The 16,549-nt window shown below is 44.5% G+C and carries 15 protein-coding genes; all 15 read left to right on the top strand.

The window, feature by feature from the left end; genetic code table 11:
• The first annotated feature begins 24 nt into the window (after nucleotides 1-24).
• The 15 genes from BAE31_RS07920 to nikD all read left to right on the top strand — a co-directional run bounded on the left by BAE31_RS07920 (nucleotide 25) and on the right by nikD (nucleotide 16,542).
• Entirely contained in the window at nucleotides 25-1,899 is a 1,875-nt protein-coding gene (locus BAE31_RS07920) for a polysaccharide biosynthesis protein (RefSeq protein ID WP_076840089.1), read from the top strand.
• Entirely contained in the window at nucleotides 1,865-3,013 is a 1,149-nt protein-coding gene (locus BAE31_RS07915) for a glycosyltransferase family 4 protein (RefSeq protein WP_076840087.1), read from the top strand. Before BAE31_RS07920 ends, BAE31_RS07915 begins: the two co-directional genes overlap by 35 nt.
• Nucleotides 3,006-3,845: a glycosyltransferase EpsE gene (gene epsE / locus BAE31_RS07910; RefSeq protein WP_076840085.1), complete on the top strand. Its 840-nt coding sequence runs from the start codon at nucleotides 3,006-3,008 to the stop codon at nucleotides 3,843-3,845. Before BAE31_RS07915 ends, epsE begins: the two co-directional genes overlap by 8 nt.
• A complete protein-coding gene (locus BAE31_RS07905) occupies nucleotides 3,838-4,968 on the top strand; it encodes a glycosyltransferase family 1 protein (RefSeq protein ID WP_076840083.1) in 1,131 nt (376 codons plus the stop codon). The genes epsE and BAE31_RS07905 overlap by 8 nt, the downstream gene beginning before the upstream one ends.
• Nucleotides 4,969-4,982: 14 nt before the next feature.
• Nucleotides 4,983-6,086: an EpsG family protein gene (locus BAE31_RS07900; RefSeq protein ID WP_076840081.1), complete on the top strand. Its 1,104-nt coding sequence runs from the start codon at nucleotides 4,983-4,985 to the stop codon at nucleotides 6,084-6,086.
• Between the two features lie 27 nt (nucleotides 6,087-6,113).
• Nucleotides 6,114-7,136, top strand: coding sequence for a glycosyltransferase family 2 protein (locus BAE31_RS07895; protein ID WP_076840079.1), 1,023 nt, complete (start codon nucleotides 6,114-6,116; stop codon nucleotides 7,134-7,136).
• 11 nt (nucleotides 7,137-7,147) lie between these two features.
• Complete coding sequence (locus BAE31_RS07890; RefSeq protein WP_076840247.1) at nucleotides 7,148-8,170, top strand: polysaccharide pyruvyl transferase family protein; 1,023 nt, start codon at nucleotides 7,148-7,150, stop codon at nucleotides 8,168-8,170.
• 28 nt (nucleotides 8,171-8,198) lie between these two features.
• Nucleotides 8,199-9,713: an MATE family efflux transporter gene (locus BAE31_RS07885; protein WP_076840078.1), complete on the top strand. Its 1,515-nt coding sequence runs from the start codon at nucleotides 8,199-8,201 to the stop codon at nucleotides 9,711-9,713.
• A gap of 20 nt (nucleotides 9,714-9,733) precedes the next feature.
• A complete protein-coding gene (locus tag BAE31_RS07880; protein WP_083703981.1) occupies nucleotides 9,734-10,327 on the top strand; it encodes a sugar transferase in 594 nt (197 codons plus the stop codon).
• Nucleotides 10,290-10,976 (top strand): acetyltransferase, encoded by a 687-nt coding sequence (locus BAE31_RS07875; RefSeq protein ID WP_076840074.1) that lies wholly within the window; start codon nucleotides 10,290-10,292, stop codon nucleotides 10,974-10,976. The genes BAE31_RS07880 and BAE31_RS07875 overlap by 38 nt, the downstream gene beginning before the upstream one ends.
• The gene (locus BAE31_RS07870) at nucleotides 10,976-12,157 is read left to right on the top strand and encodes a DegT/DnrJ/EryC1/StrS family aminotransferase (RefSeq protein ID WP_076840072.1); all 1,182 of its coding nucleotides are present in this window, start codon (nucleotides 10,976-10,978) and stop codon (nucleotides 12,155-12,157) included. Before BAE31_RS07875 ends, BAE31_RS07870 begins: the two co-directional genes overlap by 1 nt.
• Nucleotides 12,158-12,306: 149 nt before the next feature.
• Nucleotides 12,307-13,929, top strand: a complete 1,623-nt coding sequence (gene nikA, locus BAE31_RS07865) for a nickel ABC transporter substrate-binding protein (RefSeq protein WP_041107862.1) — start codon at nucleotides 12,307-12,309, stop codon at nucleotides 13,927-13,929.
• An 18-nt stretch (nucleotides 13,930-13,947) separates the two neighbouring features.
• Complete coding sequence (gene nikB, locus BAE31_RS07860) at nucleotides 13,948-14,892, top strand: nickel ABC transporter permease subunit NikB (protein ID WP_041115631.1); 945 nt, start codon at nucleotides 13,948-13,950, stop codon at nucleotides 14,890-14,892.
• Nucleotides 14,889-15,722, top strand: coding sequence for a nickel ABC transporter permease subunit NikC (nikC, locus tag BAE31_RS07855; protein WP_076840070.1), 834 nt, complete (start codon nucleotides 14,889-14,891; stop codon nucleotides 15,720-15,722). Before nikB ends, nikC begins: the two co-directional genes overlap by 4 nt.
• A gap of 4 nt (nucleotides 15,723-15,726) precedes the next feature.
• Nucleotides 15,727-16,542 (top strand): nickel import ATP-binding protein NikD, encoded by an 816-nt coding sequence (gene nikD / locus BAE31_RS07850; RefSeq protein WP_170871279.1) that lies wholly within the window; start codon nucleotides 15,727-15,729, stop codon nucleotides 16,540-16,542.
• The last annotated feature ends 7 nt before the right edge of the window (nucleotides 16,543-16,549 follow it).

Genomic DNA, 16,549 nt, shown 5'->3' with positions numbered 1-16,549 from the left:
ATGCTTTAAAAAGGGGGAGGAGCGTTGACTTACGCCCAAAGATTATCAATCATCGTAGCACTAGATTCATATCTCATCTTAGTTGCCGTCTTTTTTGGTTTTCAATTTGTCCAAGAGGCGGCTTTAACCGTTTATACATTTGAAATGCTCGCCATTTCTTCACTCAGTCTGCTCATTGGGCACCATATATTTGCCTGCATGTTTCATGTGTACAAGCAAGTATGGGCTTATACAGGAGTAAGAGAGTTATTTTCTTTAATGAAGACCTTTGTGTGTTCTTTTTTATTTTCGATGACGGTGCTGTACCTTTTCGTGCAGACATGGCCATTTCGGTTTTTATTCATCGTGTGGCTTTTTCATATTTTATTCATCGGTGCATCTCGTATGGCTTCTAGGTTATTTCACGACGGGGCAAAACGGCTTCAGGCAGAAAAAGAGCGGGCATTAATTATTGGCGCCGGATCAGCGGGAACCATGCTCGTTCGTCAGCTTCAGCAATCGAGTGATGTACATATTGAGCCGGTCGCCTTCATCGATGATGACAAGACGAAACATCGGCTTGAAATTATGGGTCTGCCTGTTATAGGAGGAAAAGAACAAATTCAAACAGCTGTCGTCATGATGGATATTCAGAAGATCATCATCGCCATTCCGTCCAAAAGCAGCCACACCTTAAAAGGGCTGTATAAGGAATGTGTCGCGACCGGAGTCAAAACACAGATCATGCCGGAAATGGAGCAGATTTTAAAAGGAACCCATGCGCTGAATCAATTACGGGATGTACAGCCAGAGGATTTACTAGGGAGAGAACCGATTCAATTAGATACGAGCCGTCTATCTGCTCATATAAAGGGAAAAACAATCATGGTCACAGGGGCAGGCGGATCGATTGGATCAGAAATCTGCCGTCAAATTTGTGTGTTTGCTCCTCAAGCGATTGTACTTGTGGGACATGGAGAATTTAGCATTCATTCTATTTTACTAGAGCTGAAAGAATTGTATGGAGGCAGCATCAGACTCTATCCACAAATTGCGGATATTCAAGATAAACAGAAAATGAGTGAAATCGTTGGTCAATTTCAGCCGGATATGATTTATCATGCTGCGGCACATAAGCATGTTCCGCTCATGGAGATCAGTCCGAAAGAAGCTGTGAAAAACAATATTATCGGGACAAAAAATGTCGCAGAAGCCGCACACGAGCACGGCATTGAAACATTCGTCCTCATCTCATCTGACAAAGCGGTCAACCCTGCCAATGTGATGGGAGCCACAAAGCGGTTTGCTGAAATGCTGATCATGCAAATGGGGGCAAGCAGCGAAACAAAATTTGTTGCCGTTCGATTTGGAAATGTACTCGGAAGCAGAGGGAGCGTCATCCCTATTTTTAAGAAACAAATCGAGCAAGGCGGGCCGGTGACGGTCACGCACCCAGCCATGACAAGATATTTTATGACCATCCCAGAAGCATCAAGGCTTGTCATTCAGGCAGGTGCACTGGCAGAAGGAAGACAGATTTTTGTTTTAGATATGGGGGAGCCAGTGAAAATCGTGGACCTCGCAGAAAACCTCATTCACCTCTCAGGCTACACCACAGACCAGATTCCAATCACTTTCACAGGCATTCGTCCTGGAGAGAAAATGTACGAGGAATTACTCAACCAGCATGAAAAAGCGCAGGAGCAAATCTTCCCGAAAATTCACATCGGCCATGCGCTGGATGGTGACCCATATGTGCTGAACCGCTTTATCCATGAATTTGACATGATGAGTGAAGAGCAAATGAGACAAGCATTATTTGCTGCCATTGAGTCGCATGATATGTTGTCCGAACAGATGACACGAGAGGAGGAGCCGCTTGCCAATGAAGAAAAAAGTCTTGTTTTGCGCAACGGTTGATTATCACTTTAAGGCCTTTCATCTTCCGTATTTCCGGTGGTTTCAGGAACAAGGATGGGAAGTGCATACAGCGGCAAACGGCCAGCTGAAGCTGCCCTATGTGAATCAAGCTCACTCAATTCCGATTCAGCGCTCTCCTTTTCATGTACGCAACCGGCTTGCGTATGTAGAACTGAAGAAGCTGTTAGCGAAAGAGCACTATGATTTCATCCATTGTCACACCCCAATGGGAAGTGTCATTGGCAGGCTCGCAGCCAAAGGCACGCGCAAAAAAGGAACGAAGGTTCTTTACACGGCACATGGCTTTCACTTTTGGCAGGGGGCGCCGCTTCAAAACTGGCTGCTCTATTATCCAATTGAGAGATTTCTCGCCCGCTATACAGACGCTCTGATCACCATTAATGGAGAAGATTTTAAAAGAGCCGACCGTCTATCAAAAGAGCGGGCATCTGTATATTATGTTCCCGGTATGGGTGTGGATATGAAACGGTTCGCACCTGTCGATGAAAATGAGAAGCAGCGCCTTCGCGCAGCCTATGGCTTTCCCTCGGAAGATTTTATCGTGCTGTGTGCTGGTGAATTAAATACGAATAAAAATCAAGGGATGCTCATCAAAGCATGTGCACAGCTGTCTAGGAAAATACCAAATATAAAGATCGTGTTTGCGGGGGAAGGGACCATGAGGCCGAACTATGAAAAGCTTACCCGCCAGCTCCATCTTGAAAAACATGTCCACTTTGCTGGGTTTTGCAAACAAATAGAGGAATGGATGCATATGAGCGATGTATGTGTTTCCACCAGCTTGAGAGAAGGGCTCGGCATGAACCTGCTTGAAGCGATGTCGGCAGAAAAACCTGTGATTGCAACGGAGAATAGAGGACATTGTGAGCTTGTCAAACATGGCGTCAATGGTTTTTTAGTTAAACCGCAAGATGTGAATGGTTTAGCTGATTACTTGCAGCAGCTCTATGACAAAAAAGATCAGCTGCCCCTCATGGGAAAAGCGGGACGCTCTATGGCTCATGCATTTGCACAGGAGCAGACGGTCAGTGCAATGGAAGAAATTTATACAATCTATATGGATCAAGCAGAGAAGGTGATACAGCATGCATAAACCAAAGGTGTCTATGATCATGGGCGTCTACAATTGCCAAGAGACAGTAGAAGAAAGCATTGAATCTATTCTTCATCAAACATATGAAAACTGGGAGCTCATCATATGTGATGACGCATCAACAGATGGCACTTATGAGAAAGTGCTGTCTTATACAAAACGACATCCTGAAAGAATTCGCCTAATCCGCAATAAACAAAATCAAAGACTCGCTGCCAGTCTCAATCGCTGCCTGGCTGAAGCGAGGGGAGAGTTGATTGCAAGGCAGGATGGCGACGATCTATCAGTGCCTGTTCGTTTAGAAAGACAGGTTCACTTCCTCGATACATATCCTGAATATGATGTGGTCGGTACGGCGATGACGGTTTTTGATGAATCGGGAACAAAGGGTGTACGGGCACTTGTGTCAGAGCCTAATCGGAAGGTGTTGGCAAGAGGGACTCCTTTTTGTCATGGGACCATTATGATGAGGGCTTCTGCTTACAAGGCTTTACAAGGCTATCGTTCTGTAAAAACAACAAGGCGGATGGAAGATATCGATCTTTGGATCCGCTTTTTTGCTACTGGGAGGAAAGGCTTTAATTTACAAGAGCCGTTATATCTGGTGAGAGAGGATGAAGCAGCCTTTCAGCGGCGGAAGTTTCGATATTCGATGGATAATGCCTGGCTCGTTTTGAAAGCATGCTGGCTATTAAAGCTGTCGCCGCTTGACTATTTATTTGCTCTAAAGCCGGTGGTCCGTGCCTGCTTGTCACCGAAGGTCATGAAGCTTTATCATCGCCGGAAGCTGGCGTCGTCTATGCTGAAGAGGAGGGCGATTCGGGATGAGTGAGCCAAGGCGCGTGCTTCATATTGTGGGCGGGATGAACCGCGGCGGAGCTGAAACGATGATTATGAATATCTATCGTGCACTCGACAGGAATGTCCTTCAATTTGATTTCATTACTCACCGGCAGGACGTCTGTGATTATGATGAGGAAATTCGCCGGCTTGGGGGACGCATCTTTTACGTCCCAAGTATTGGGGCGTCCTCTCCGGTTGCTTTTGTGAAAACATTGACCAAGACAATTAGGCAAACAGGGCCCTATCAGGCAGTGCATGCACATACGGATTTTCAGACAGGTTTTTCCGCACTTGCTGCCAAACTAGCGGGTGTAAAGGTGCGCATTTGCCATTCACATAATACAGCGTGGAAGCAGTCGCCAAACTGGCTGGATCATATGATGCTCAAAGGATTTCGCCAGCTGATCTTTGCATTCTCTACACAGCTTGTTGCATGCGGCGAGGATGCCGGTGTCTTTTTATTTGGACAGAAAAAAATGCAGAACGGGCAAGTTGAGGTGCTTCCAAATGGGATAGATTTATCCCTTTTTTTTCAGCCTGATCCAGACGAAAAGGCAGAGATGAAAAAGCAGCTCCATCTTCACGAAAAAAACATGATCATCGGTCATATTGGGCGGTTCCATGAGCAAAAAAATCATGTTTTTTTTATGGAGCTGGCACAGACCTTAAAGAAGCAAGGGGTTTCATTTCAGCTTGTCCTCGTAGGAGATGGACCGCTGAAGCAAGTAGTCGAATCGTATGCAGAGAAGGCAGGCTTGATGGAGGACATTGTCTTTACAGGCGTCGTATCAGACGTTCCACAGTATATGAAAGCATTTGATGTATTTGTGATGCCTTCCTTGTTTGAAGGCCTTCCGCTTGTATTAGTGGAAGCACAGGCGTCTGGTCTGCCTTGTGTGATTTCAGATCATATTACAGAGGAAGTAGATTTAGGCTGCGGGCTTGTGAAAAGGATGTCCCTGCGAGATTCCGCGCATGAATGGATGAAGGCGGTGCTTGAAGCATATCATGCAGAACCTCCTCTTCAAGAGACCATTACCTCTCAGCTTGAAAAAAGAGGGTTTGATGTGAAACAGAATATTACACGTGTGATGAATCTATATGGACTGTAAGGAAGGAAGGGCAGATGGCAGTTTATTTGGTGAACATGATCATGGTCTATTTATGGTCGAGCTTTGCCGCATTTTACGGCAGGCGTGATGATACCATTCAAAGCGGATGGCGGCCTAATAAGATTCTGGTGTTTTTTCCGTTTCTGTTTCTTTGTATCGTAGCTGGTATTCGGTATAAAGTAGGAACCGATTTTGTCACATATGGCCAGATGTATGAGTTCTCCATCAACTACGAAAAGCCTTGGCATATATTCGGATTCGGTGTGGAGAAGGCTGCAACGGATCCGGGGTTTACGTTTATTTTATGGATGCTTAATCAACTGTCTCATGATCCGCAAATCATGTATATCTCAGTTGGCGCCATTACTTATTTTTTTATCATCAAGACGCTTGTTCAATATGGCCGTCCATTTGAGCTGAGTATGCTGCTTTTTCTTGGGACCTTTCATTATTATGCGTCGTTTAATGGTATGCGTCAGTATATGGTGGCAGCGATTCTTTTTTATGCCATCCGGTTGGTGATCAATGGCCAGTGGAAATTGTATTTTCCGCTCGTCCTTGTATGTTCATTGTTTCATTCATCCGCTCTCATCATGATTCCTGTGTATTTTATTGTGAGAACAAAGGCTTGGTCTTGGATGATGCTGGTCTTATGCCTGATGTTCTTAGGCTTAACTGCTCTTTATGATCGTTTTGTCTCGGTGTTTGTCGTGATGCTGCAAGGCAGTTCATATGGTCATTACGAGGAATGGCTCACAACGAATACGAATGGAATGAATGTGACCAAAATTGGTGTCTTGATTTTGCCGCTTCTGCTTGCTTTCTTGTATCGAAAACGACTTCGTGAGCTGACACCTGAGAGTGATTACATTGTGAATTTTTGTTTGCTTGGTTTCTTGTTTGGCATCCTTGCAACGAAGGATGTCATTTATGCAAGATTTCATATTTATTTTGGTTTGTATCAGCTCATTTTACTGCCATATTTCACACGCATTTTTGATCAGCGGTCTAATGTGTTTATGTATGTAGGGATTGCTGTTTGCTATATTCTGTACAGCATCATGCTGATGCCGTTCGATTCTTCAGTTTTGCCGTATAGAACGATTTTTACAAAGTAGATTTGAAGAAAGGTGGGGCATGCTGTAATGCCAGCTATCAGTCTATTGGTCGCAGTTTACAATACGAGTCAATATGTGGAGCAATGTCTTCAATCAATTGCAGATCAAAGCTTTTCCGATATAGAAGTCATTCTTATCAATGATGGATCGACCGACCGCAGCGGTGAATGGCTTGAAGCATTTGCTGAGCGTGATGAGCGTTTCCGGGTAATCCATCAATCCAATCAAGGGTTAGGCGCTGTGAGAAACCGGGGCATCGAGGAAGCGAAAGGGACGTATCTCGCCTTTGTGGATTCAGATGATATTCTCGCTCCTCATTACTGTGAAGCGATGTATGAAAAAGCCGAAATGACCGGGGCAGATCTTGTTGTGAGTGAGTATTGGATTCAATTTGAACAGTCAAAGCGAACGATACCAACGACGCTGTTAGACAAGCGCTCAGCCGAAAAAACGGATTTAATCAAAGCGTTATTACACGGAGACTTGACTGGATTCTCATGGAATAAGCTGTATCGGCGTGCCTTTATGGAAAAACACCACATTCGATTTCCGCTGCGGGGTGAGCTTGAGAACATTGAAGATCAATATGTGACGCTGCGCTGTTTTTCTTTATCACGCAGCATCGCTTTTGTTCATGAGCCCCTTTATTATTACAGGATTCATCTGTCATCTATTGTACAGCGATATCAGAAGCAGTATTTTCATCATGGACTGACCTTTTATCATGCACAGCGCTCGTTTTTAAAAGAGCATGATGACATCTCTCTGTATGAGAAAGCATTAGACTTTTTTATCGTCAATCATACGCTTCATTGTATGCTCAACGAATGGAAGAGCCAAAATGATCTCTCTATTCAGGAAAAGCTTGATCACATGCGGGAAATGGTGACACACGAGGCTTTTCAGCATGCCGTCAAACAAGTGGAACCATCAAAGCTCACAGTTCAAAAGCGAATGATTTTATTTCTTGCTAAGTGCCGATTGGTTTATCCGCTTTCTGCCGCGGCTTCTAGCTATCAAAAATGGATCGAATATCAAACAAGGAAATAGGGGTGATGGGATTGACAGTGCATCAATTGAAGGCAAAAGCCGCAGAGTGGCTGCTCTTAAAGGTCAAATATCCGCTTGAGTATAGACTGAGCCGCCAAAGGCTGCCAGAGCTGAGTCATCAGAAGAAAATCATTCTCACGCTGCTGCCGGGACATGATAATTTAGGGGATCATGCGATTGCCTATGCGAGTTATTGTTTTTTAAAGAAACACTTTCCAGCCTATGACATCATAGAAGTGGACATGAAAGAGATCTATCGCCTCGCCCGTCCGCTAAAGCGCAGCCGGCATCCAGAAGACATCGTCTGTATCATCGGTGGGGGCAACATGGGGGATTTATACCGGTACGAAGAATGGACGAGACAATTTATCATCAAGACCTTCAAGTCCTATCCCATGATCCAGCTGCCTGCCACTGTACATTTTACAGAAACAAAGAGAGGGAAACGAGAGGAACGCCGCGCCATTCACACGTATAAGCAGCACCCGAGACTGCTCCTCATGGCAAGAGATCAAACAACCTATGAATGGATGAAGCTTCATTTTCCTGATCAAGATGTGTGGAAACAGCCTGATATGGTGCTGTCATTAGACGAATCATCGAAGGATGAAACACGTGAAGGGGTTCTGCTTTGTCTGCGTGAGGATCAAGAAGCATATCTCACAATGGAGGAGCGCCAGCAGCTGCAGCAGCATATCCAAGAGACATATGATCAAGTCGGTTTGATCACAACGACAATTGGCATACGAGTCGATCGAACAACTCGCTTAGAGGAGTTAACGGCTTTGTGGACGGAGTTAAAACAAGCACAGGTCGTCGTGACAGATCGTCTGCATGGCATGATCTTTTGTGCGATCACTCATACACCGTGTGTTGTCCTGAGATCGTTTGATCATAAGGTGATGGAGGGATTTGAGTGGGTGGCTCACCTTCCGTTTATGACCCTTTTAAAAGAACCAAATGAGGCAGCCGTGAAAGAGGCCGTTCATCAGTTGATGAAAACAAGCAGTCAAAAGGGAGAGGAAGCTGGATGAGGGCTCTTAAACGCTGCGTGAAAGCACAATGAATCGAGCGTTTCTTTACAATGCCAGTGCGAACTTAATCACGTTTATCCTGATGATGCTTATGTCTGTTTGTTTAACACCTTTTATTGTTCATACGCTTGGAGTGGAAGCATTCGGCTTAATCCATTTGACGCAAAATATGATTAACTATTTATCGGTCATTACGGCTTCGTTAAGTGCGGTTGTTGTGCGTTTTTTTTCTGTGGCGGCTCATAAAGGAGAGATGGAAAAGGCGCAGCGCTATCTCGCTTCCTATTTCGTTAGTTCGTTTTTACTATCTATTAGTCTCTTTTTGCTTTGTCTTTTCATGTCTCATCAGCTGGTTGAGTGGCTTCATGTGCCTGTTCATCTCGCAAAAGACACACAGACCGCCTTTATTTTAGGGGGTCTTTTATTTATGCTCAATTTCGTCATGTCTGGCATTGGGGCTGCACCGTTTTATGCGAATAAGCTCTATGTATCAAGTGTTGGACAGGCGATTCAAATGTTTTTGAGGGCGCTGATGATTGTCATCCTGTTTACATGGACGACACCAGCCATTTGGCATATCCCGCTTGCGGCCGTCATAGGAAGCTTAGCGGCTATGGGAATCGGTATCTATTATTTTAAGAAACTCATCCCTTGGTTTTCGTTTAAGTGGCGGCACGTCTCATTATCGTCTAGTCTCACTCTTGTTCGATCAGGGGTCTGGCATTCATTTGAGCAAATGGGGATATTGTTGTTTTTACAAATTGATTTATTGATGACCAACTTGCTCATTGGAGCGGAAGCGACGGGCCAATATGCGGCAATTTTACAGTTTCCATTATTATTACGCACGCTGGCAGGAACACTGGCCGTTGTGTTTGCACCAACGATCACGAAATTTTATTCGAATCAGGACAAAGAGGGACTCATTCAATATGCTGCAAACGCCATTAAGTGGAGCGGCTTATTTGTTGCGTTTCCAGCCGCACTTCTAGGAGGTCTCGCTGGTCCGCTCATGCTTTTATGGCTTGGGCCTGCCTTTGAGGAGCTGAAATGGCTTCTCATGATTCATGCGGCTTATTTATGTTTGACCTTGATGTTTTTACCGCTCACATATGTGCCGACCGTGTTTAATCGATTGAAAGTTCCTGCAGTTGTCACCCTTATATTAGGTGTGTCTAATGTACTTTTTGCCTATGGATTGACTCATATGCTGCAGCTTGGTTTATATGGCATTGCATCAGCGGGGGCAATGGTTTTATTGATTAAAAATATTGTGTTTCTGCCATTTTATACGGCCAGGATCACGAATCAGAAACGCACTATCTTTTACAAGCATACACTGGTTCCACTTGCTGGAGCGCTAATCATTTGGGGCATCTGTGCGGGGATTCAGGCGGTATATAACGTGACTTCATGGTGGGAGCTGTTTTGTATTGGCGGGCTTTGTTTCATTCTCTATATGGGCTACTTGTATCTGTTTGCAGGAACGAAACGAGAGCGGATGCAGCTGATGCGTAAGGTAAAACATGCGGTCTCCCGCTAATATGAAAAGGAGATGCAATGATGAAAAGAATGATAGATGTGACGGTGGCATTGACGCTGCTCATCGCAGGCAGTCTTCTTTTTCTTCTCATCTATGGACTGATTAGATGGAAAATTGGAACGCCTGTGGTGTTTCGGCAGAAGCGGCCTGGTCTGTATGGCCGGCCTTTTATGCTATATAAATTTCGGACGATGACCGATGAACGCGATGAACATGGGGTGCTGCTGCCAGATCATTTGCGATTAACAAAAACCGGCGCCTTGATTCGAAAGCTTAGTCTTGATGAATTGCCGCAGCTAGTCAATGTACTCAAAGGAGAGCTCAGTCTTGTCGGGCCAAGACCGCTTTTGATGGAGTATTTGCCTATGTATACAGAAGAACAAGCAAGACGTCATCTTGTGAAGCCCGGCATAACAGGATGGGCACAGGTGAACGGCCGAAACATGCTTTCATGGGAGGAGAAATTCACCTATGACCTTTGGTATGTCGAGCATCAATCGTTTTGGCTCGATATGAAAATTTTATGGATGACCTTGCTGAAAGTCATGAAAACAGAGGGGGTGCAGCAGCCGGATCATGCCACAGCTGAAAAATTTAAAGGAACCGATATGTAAGAAGCAAACCATTGGTTTAATTGGGGCCGGAGGACATAGCAAAGTCATCCAAGATCTCATTTTTGCACATGCCGATTACTTATTATGTGCGGTATTAGATGATCAATTTGAAGAGGCGGTCACTCAAAGCGGGATTTTGTATGGACCGATCTCCATGAGTGAGCAGCTGAGAGAGACAATGCCTCATATGAAATGGCTGATTGCGATCGGACAAAATGAGATCAGACAGCTCATGAAGGAACGCCTCTCATTTGAAGACACAGCATATGCCACACTCATTCACCCAGAGGCGGTCATGAGTCCGTCATCTGTCATTGGAAGGGGGACTGTCGTGATGGCAAGGGCAGTGGTTCAAGCAGATGCAGCTATCGGTGAGCATACGATTATAAATACAGGGTCTATCGTAGAGCATGACTGCATGCTCGAATCGTTTGTGCACCTGTCACCAGGCGCGGTGCTGACTGGCGGTGTATCCGTGCGGGAAGGTGCCCATATTGGGGCTGGTGCCGTGGTGACACCCGGTACAACGATCGGAAGCTGGTCTGTCATTGGCGCTGGAGCAGCAGTGACAAGAGATATACATGATCAGAAGGTCGCTGTAGGTATTCCAGCAATGGAAATCAAAAATCGGAAAGAAGGTGGAATTTAATGAAAGAAAAAAGGAAGCGAATTTACTTATCTCCTCCGCATATGAGCGGAAAAGAGTATCTCAAAATAGAGGAAGCCTTCAAGAGCAACTGGATTGCGCCGCTTGGACCGCTTGTGAATGAATTTGAACAGGCAGTGGCGGACTATGCAGGAGTGAAGACAGGAGCTGCTTTATCCTCAGGAACAGCAGCGATTCACCTTGCTTTAAAGCTGATAGGTGTTCAAAAAGGAGACATTGTCTTTTGTTCCACCCTCACGTTTGTTGCAACGGCAAATCCGATTTTATATGAACAAGCGGAGCCCGTTTTTATTGATTCTGAAAGGGAGACATGGAATATGTGCCCGCTTGCTTTAGAAAAAGCCTTTGTTGAATCAAAACGTCTTGGGAAAAAACCCCGCGCGGTCATCGTTGTCCATTTATATGGACAAAGTGCAAAAATGGACGAGATCATGGCTCTGTGTGAAGCATATAATGTACCAGTCATTGAGGATGCCGCTGAATCGTTAGGCACGCTTTATAAAGGAAGAAAAAGCGGATCAATGGGCAGGTTCGGTATCTATTCTTTTAATGGAAATAAAATCATTACAACATCAGGGGGCGGAATGCTTGTGAGTGATGATGAAGCTGCGATTGAACGATGCCGCTTTCTTGCTTCACAGGCCAGAGAACAAGCCATGCACTATGAACATCAAGAGATGGGATACAACTATCGCATGAGCAACCTCTTAGCAGGGGTCGGGATTGCTCAAATGGAAGTGCTGGACGAGCGTGTTGAACAAAAGCGCCGCATTTTCCAGCGTTATCAGGACGCTTTATCAGAAGCAGAGGGACTTCATTTGATGCCAGAATATCAAGAAACGAAATCCAACCGCTGGCTGACGGCATTGACCATTGATCGTGATAAACAATTGTCTCCAGCAGATATCATTGGTGCTTTAGAAAAAGAACAAATCGAAGCAAGGCATGTATGGAAGCCGCTGCACCAGCAGCCGCTCTTTCGTCATTGCCCTTTTTATACTGCGGAAAAAGGCACTCCTGTATCTGAGCTGTTATTTGAGCGGGGGCTTTGTCTTCCGTCTGGAACGAGCATGACAGATGCAGATCAGGAACGTATCATCCATATACTCCATGACATGCTGCGAGAAAAATCATTTACCTCTTCACAGGCTGCTCATTCGTAAGCAGCCTGCCTCTCTTTCTATCAAATTCCTCAATTTATGGAATAAATAGGAATAAGTATTGTTATTTCGTTTCAAATATGATATTGACAACGGCTTCCTTCCTCCTTAAAATGAAAATGATTATCAGCATCAATTAGGAGGAACAACTTATGTCTATTTGGAGAAATTTTCCGAAAATTAAAATAAATTCAGTGTTACCATTCCTGCTTATTTTCTTTTTACTAGTAGGATGCTCTCAAACAAACAATGGAGCAGAAGGAAATAAGGATCATCCTGATATGATCACAATGGCGTGGCCAAGAGATATTGGTGAAATGAATCCACACGTATACAACCCATCACAATTATTTGCGCAATCAATGATTTATGAGCCATTGGTCAGCTATCAAAAGAATGGTAAGCTGAAACCTGAATTAGCGAAATCATGGGATGTTTCAAAGGATGGCAAGGTGTATACGTTCCATTTAAGAGACGGAGTGACATTCTCAGACGGGTCTGAATTTAATGCGGACATTGTCAAAAAGAACTTCGATACAATTTTAAAAAATAAAGATTTACATAGCTGGTTAGGTGTCATTAAGAAAATCAAAAAGACAGAAGCCGTTGATAAAAAGACATTTAAACTCACATTAACAGCACCATATTATCCAACTGTGCAAGAATTAGCCGTTGTTCGTCCAGTTCGTTTCTTAGGTGAAGCAGGTTTCCCTAAAAACGGAGATACGTCAAAAGGAATTGAAAAACCAGTGGGGACAGGCCCTTGGGTTTTAAAAACATATAAGAAAGATGATTATGCCATTTTCGAACGAAACGATCATTATTGGGGAGAAAAACCAAAGGTAAAAGAAATCAAGGTAAAGGTCATCCCAGATGCGGAAACGAGAGTCATGGCATTTGAAAAAGGTGATGTGGATTTACTTTACGGAGAAGGAACCATTAGCCTTGATTCTTACAAACAGCTTGAGGCAAGCGGCAAGTATGAAACGAAAATGTCAGAGCCTGTTGCAACGAGACAGCTTGTTATGAACACAAAAGTGGATCAGCTGTCAGATGAGAAAGTGCGTCATGCCCTTCAATATGCCTTCAATAAAAAATCAATGGTAGAAGGAGTCACCTCAGGTTTAGAGGATGAAGCAGATCACATCCTGCCGACTAACATGCCGTATACGTCACACATTCAAGTGAAGTCTTTCAAATATGATGTGGACAAAGCCAAAGCATTGCTGGATGAAGCGGGCTGGACACTTCCAAAAGGAAAATCCGTTCGTGAAAAAGATGGGAAAAAGCTTGAGTTTAGTATGATGTATGACTCAGCGGAATCAATTCAAAAAGCGATGGCGGAAACGCTGCAAGCAGAATGGGCAGCCGTTGGTGTCGGCGTCAAGCTTGAGGGTGTGGATTTGGCAACACAGGTTCAACGCTTTAAAGCCAATAAGTTTGATATGAACTTCTTTAGCAACTACGGAGCGCCGTATGATCCGCATACATTTATGAACGTTCTCTCATCAGATGGTTTTGGATTCAAAGAAGCCATTTCAGCCTACCCAAATAAGGAAAAGCTGATCAAAGAAATGACGGAAATTCCATCCACAACAAATGAAAAGAAACGCAAAGCACTGTATTCATCTGTCTTATCCTCTTTACAGGATCAAGGGGCAATTGTGCCAATCTCTTATTTTAAAAAGACAGCCGTTTATCAAAAAGCTGTGAAGGACTTTGAATTCCCTGCAAATCGTGATGAACATCCTTTCACAGGCATTAAGCTGAAGTAACAGAAGGAAGGTAAGGAAATGGGCCGCTATATCGTCAAACGAGTGCTATCAATTATTCCTGTATTTTTATTAGCCACACTGCTCACAACTGGTATGATTCACCTCTCGCCAGTTGACCCGGCTGAGGCATATTTAGCAGCGGCTCATATCCAGCCTACAGATGAAATATTAGCGCAAAAACGAAGTGAATTCGGCTTAGATGAGCCGTTTTATATGCAGTATCTTCATACCATTGAAAAAGTCATTCACCTTGATTTCGGCAGGTCGTATATGTCCAATCAGCCTGTCGTTGATGAGGTGATTTATCGAATACCGGCGACGATTCAATTGGCACTTACCAGTCTGCTGATCGCTATTTGTGTCAGCATTCCGCTCGGCTTTTTCAGCGGTATGAGGAAAAATGGTGCCGTTGATCATGTGAGCCGGCTCATTTCTTTCTTAGGAGCATCTATCCCGACGTTTGTCTTGGGGTATTTGCTCATCTTCTTTTTTTCAGTGAAGCTTGACCTCTTACCAGTTGAAGGGATTGGAACATGGGAGCATCTCATTCTGCCGTCGATCACACTGGCAGTCCCTTTAATTGCTACGTATACAAGGCTGTTACGGTCAAGTGTGAGTGAGGCGCTTCAAGAGCCTTTCGTTCAATATGCGAGAATCAGAGGATTGAAGGAACAATCGATCATGTTCAAGCATGTGTTCAGAATGGCGATATCGCCAATGCTGACCGGACTAGGTGTGAACCTTGGCAAGCTGTTAACAGGAACCATTATTGTAGAGGCCGTTTTCTCATGGCCAGGGTTTGGCCGCTTTTTTATTGAAGCGATCTTTAACCGGGATCTGCCTGTCATTCAATTTTATGTCCTCATGTCAGCCTGTATTTTTATCTTGAGCAGCTTGATCGTTGACTTAGTTCAGCTGATCATTGACCCCCGTATTTCTAGAAAGGAAGGCCGCCAGCAATGATGACAAAAGTAAAACATCTCTTCTCTCATCAAAAGATGATCTCGATCTGCGCTTTGCTGCTCGGTCTCCTGCTGATTGTGACAATATGTGCACCATGGATCGCTCCACATGATCCGGCAGCTGTCAATCTAGCAATGAAGCTAAAGGGATCTTCATGGGAGTATCCTCTTGGAACGGATCAATTAGGACGATGCAATTTATCTCGTATTTTATATGGTGCGCGTGTTTCGCTCGGCTGTGCGTTATTAATCTTTCTTTCTTCGTTATTCATTGGTTTAATTGTCGGCCTCTTTTCAGGATACAAAGGCGGCTGGATCGATCATGTTTTGATGAGAATCTGTGACGGCGTCATGGCATTTCCCAACCTGGTGCTGATCCTTGGATTAGTCGGCATCTTCGGTCCGGGACTTCCTCAAGTCGTACTTGCCTTGATGCTTGTGCAATGGGTATATTATGCCCGCGTCTTCCGAGGAATGGTGCTGAGTTTAAAAGAACAGAACTTTATTGCAGCTGCAAAAATCAGTGGAACCTCGCATTGGAACATCATGAGAAAGCATATGATTCCCAATGTCCTGCCGCCATTAGCAGTCATTGGAACACTCGAAATGGGATGGGCGATTATGGACATTTCTGCGATGTCTTTCCTCGGATTAGGGGTTCAGCCTCCTATGCCTGAATGGGGAGCGATGATTCATGAAGGGAAATCTTACATTCAAACGAACCCTCAGTTAATGCTGTACCCAGGTCTTGTGATCATGGCTGTGGTGATTCTGTTTAATTTACTAGGAGAAGCCCTTTCAGAGAAATATGGCATCAAACGCCGTGTGTAAAGGAATGATCAATGTGCAAGAGTCCATTTTACAAGTAGAGAACCTGCATGTGCAGACGAAAACACCTCAAGGGAAAAGCCCTCTTATTCAAGAAGTCTCGTTTGAAGTAGGGCGCGGTCAAATCCTTGGATTAATTGGTGAGAGCGGCTGCGGGAAAACAGTGACAAGTATGTCGATCTTACGTATGCTTGATCGAAAAACAACTGAAGTCACTGGCAGTATCACATTACAGGGACGAGAATTGATCGGTATACGTGAAAAGGATATGCGTTCCATTCGGGGCAAAGACATCTCGTATATTATGCAAAATCCAATGAACAGCTTTACGCCGGTATGGACAATCGGTCATCAGCTGGTTGAAACCATCCGCCGGCATACTGCTGTCAGTAAAAGGCAGGCACAAGCACAGGCAATGGATGCGTTAGCGCAAATGAATCTGCCGCAGCCAGATCAGCTGTTCAATAACTATCCTTTTGAATTAAGCGGAGGGATGCTGCAGCGTGTCATGATCGCCATGGCTGCCTGTATGCACCCGCCCCTCATCATTGCAGATGAGCCGACAACCGCATTAGATGTACACAATCAGAAACGGGTGCTTCAGCATCTGAACCAAATTCGTCATGAACATGGAACGGCCATTTTACTCATTACCCACGATCTTGGTGTCATTGCTGAAATGGCAGATCAAGTTGTCGTCATGAAACAAGGAGAAATTGTTGAAAAGGCAGGAGTTCTTGAACTCTTTGAACAACCAAAGCATGATTATACAAAAAAACTATTAGCAGCTCGTCCATCCATCCCAGCTGTTTGTCCGATTTGAGGTGAGA

The organism is Bacillus sp. I-2 (genome assembly GCF_001974945.1).
GTDB classification, from domain to species: Bacteria; Bacillota; Bacilli; order Bacillales; family Bacillaceae; genus Bacillus; species Bacillus safensis.
This window is presented reverse-complemented; position numbering and strand designations above follow the sequence as displayed.

Excerpts from the sequence above, each read along its gene's own strand:
- BAE31_RS07905 (WP_076840083.1), top strand. The coding sequence starts at position 3,838 with ATGAGTGAGCCAAGGCGCGTGCTTCATATTGTGGGCGGGATGAACCGC.
- BAE31_RS07895 (WP_076840079.1), top strand. The coding sequence starts at position 6,114 with ATGCCAGCTATCAGTCTATTGGTCGCAGTTTACAATACGAGTCAATAT.
- BAE31_RS07880 (WP_083703981.1), top strand. The coding sequence starts at position 9,734 with ATGAAAAGAATGATAGATGTGACGGTGGCATTGACGCTGCTCATCGCA.
- BAE31_RS07870 (WP_076840072.1), top strand. The coding sequence starts at position 10,976 with ATGAAAGAAAAAAGGAAGCGAATTTACTTATCTCCTCCGCATATGAGC.
- BAE31_RS07885 (WP_076840078.1), top strand. The coding sequence starts at position 8,199 with ATGAATCGAGCGTTTCTTTACAATGCCAGTGCGAACTTAATCACGTTT.
- BAE31_RS07900 (WP_076840081.1), top strand. The coding sequence starts at position 4,983 with ATGGCAGTTTATTTGGTGAACATGATCATGGTCTATTTATGGTCGAGC.
- nikC (WP_076840070.1), top strand. The coding sequence starts at position 14,889 with ATGATGACAAAAGTAAAACATCTCTTCTCTCATCAAAAGATGATCTCG.
- BAE31_RS07915 (WP_076840087.1), top strand. The coding sequence starts at position 1,865 with ATGAAGAAAAAAGTCTTGTTTTGCGCAACGGTTGATTATCACTTTAAG.
- epsE (WP_076840085.1), top strand. The coding sequence starts at position 3,006 with ATGCATAAACCAAAGGTGTCTATGATCATGGGCGTCTACAATTGCCAA.
- nikA (WP_041107862.1), top strand. The coding sequence starts at position 12,307 with ATGTCTATTTGGAGAAATTTTCCGAAAATTAAAATAAATTCAGTGTTA.
- nikB (WP_041115631.1), top strand. The coding sequence starts at position 13,948 with ATGGGCCGCTATATCGTCAAACGAGTGCTATCAATTATTCCTGTATTT.
- nikD (WP_170871279.1), top strand. The coding sequence starts at position 15,727 with ATGATCAATGTGCAAGAGTCCATTTTACAAGTAGAGAACCTGCATGTG.
- BAE31_RS07875 (WP_076840074.1), top strand. The coding sequence starts at position 10,290 with ATGCCACAGCTGAAAAATTTAAAGGAACCGATATGTAAGAAGCAAACC.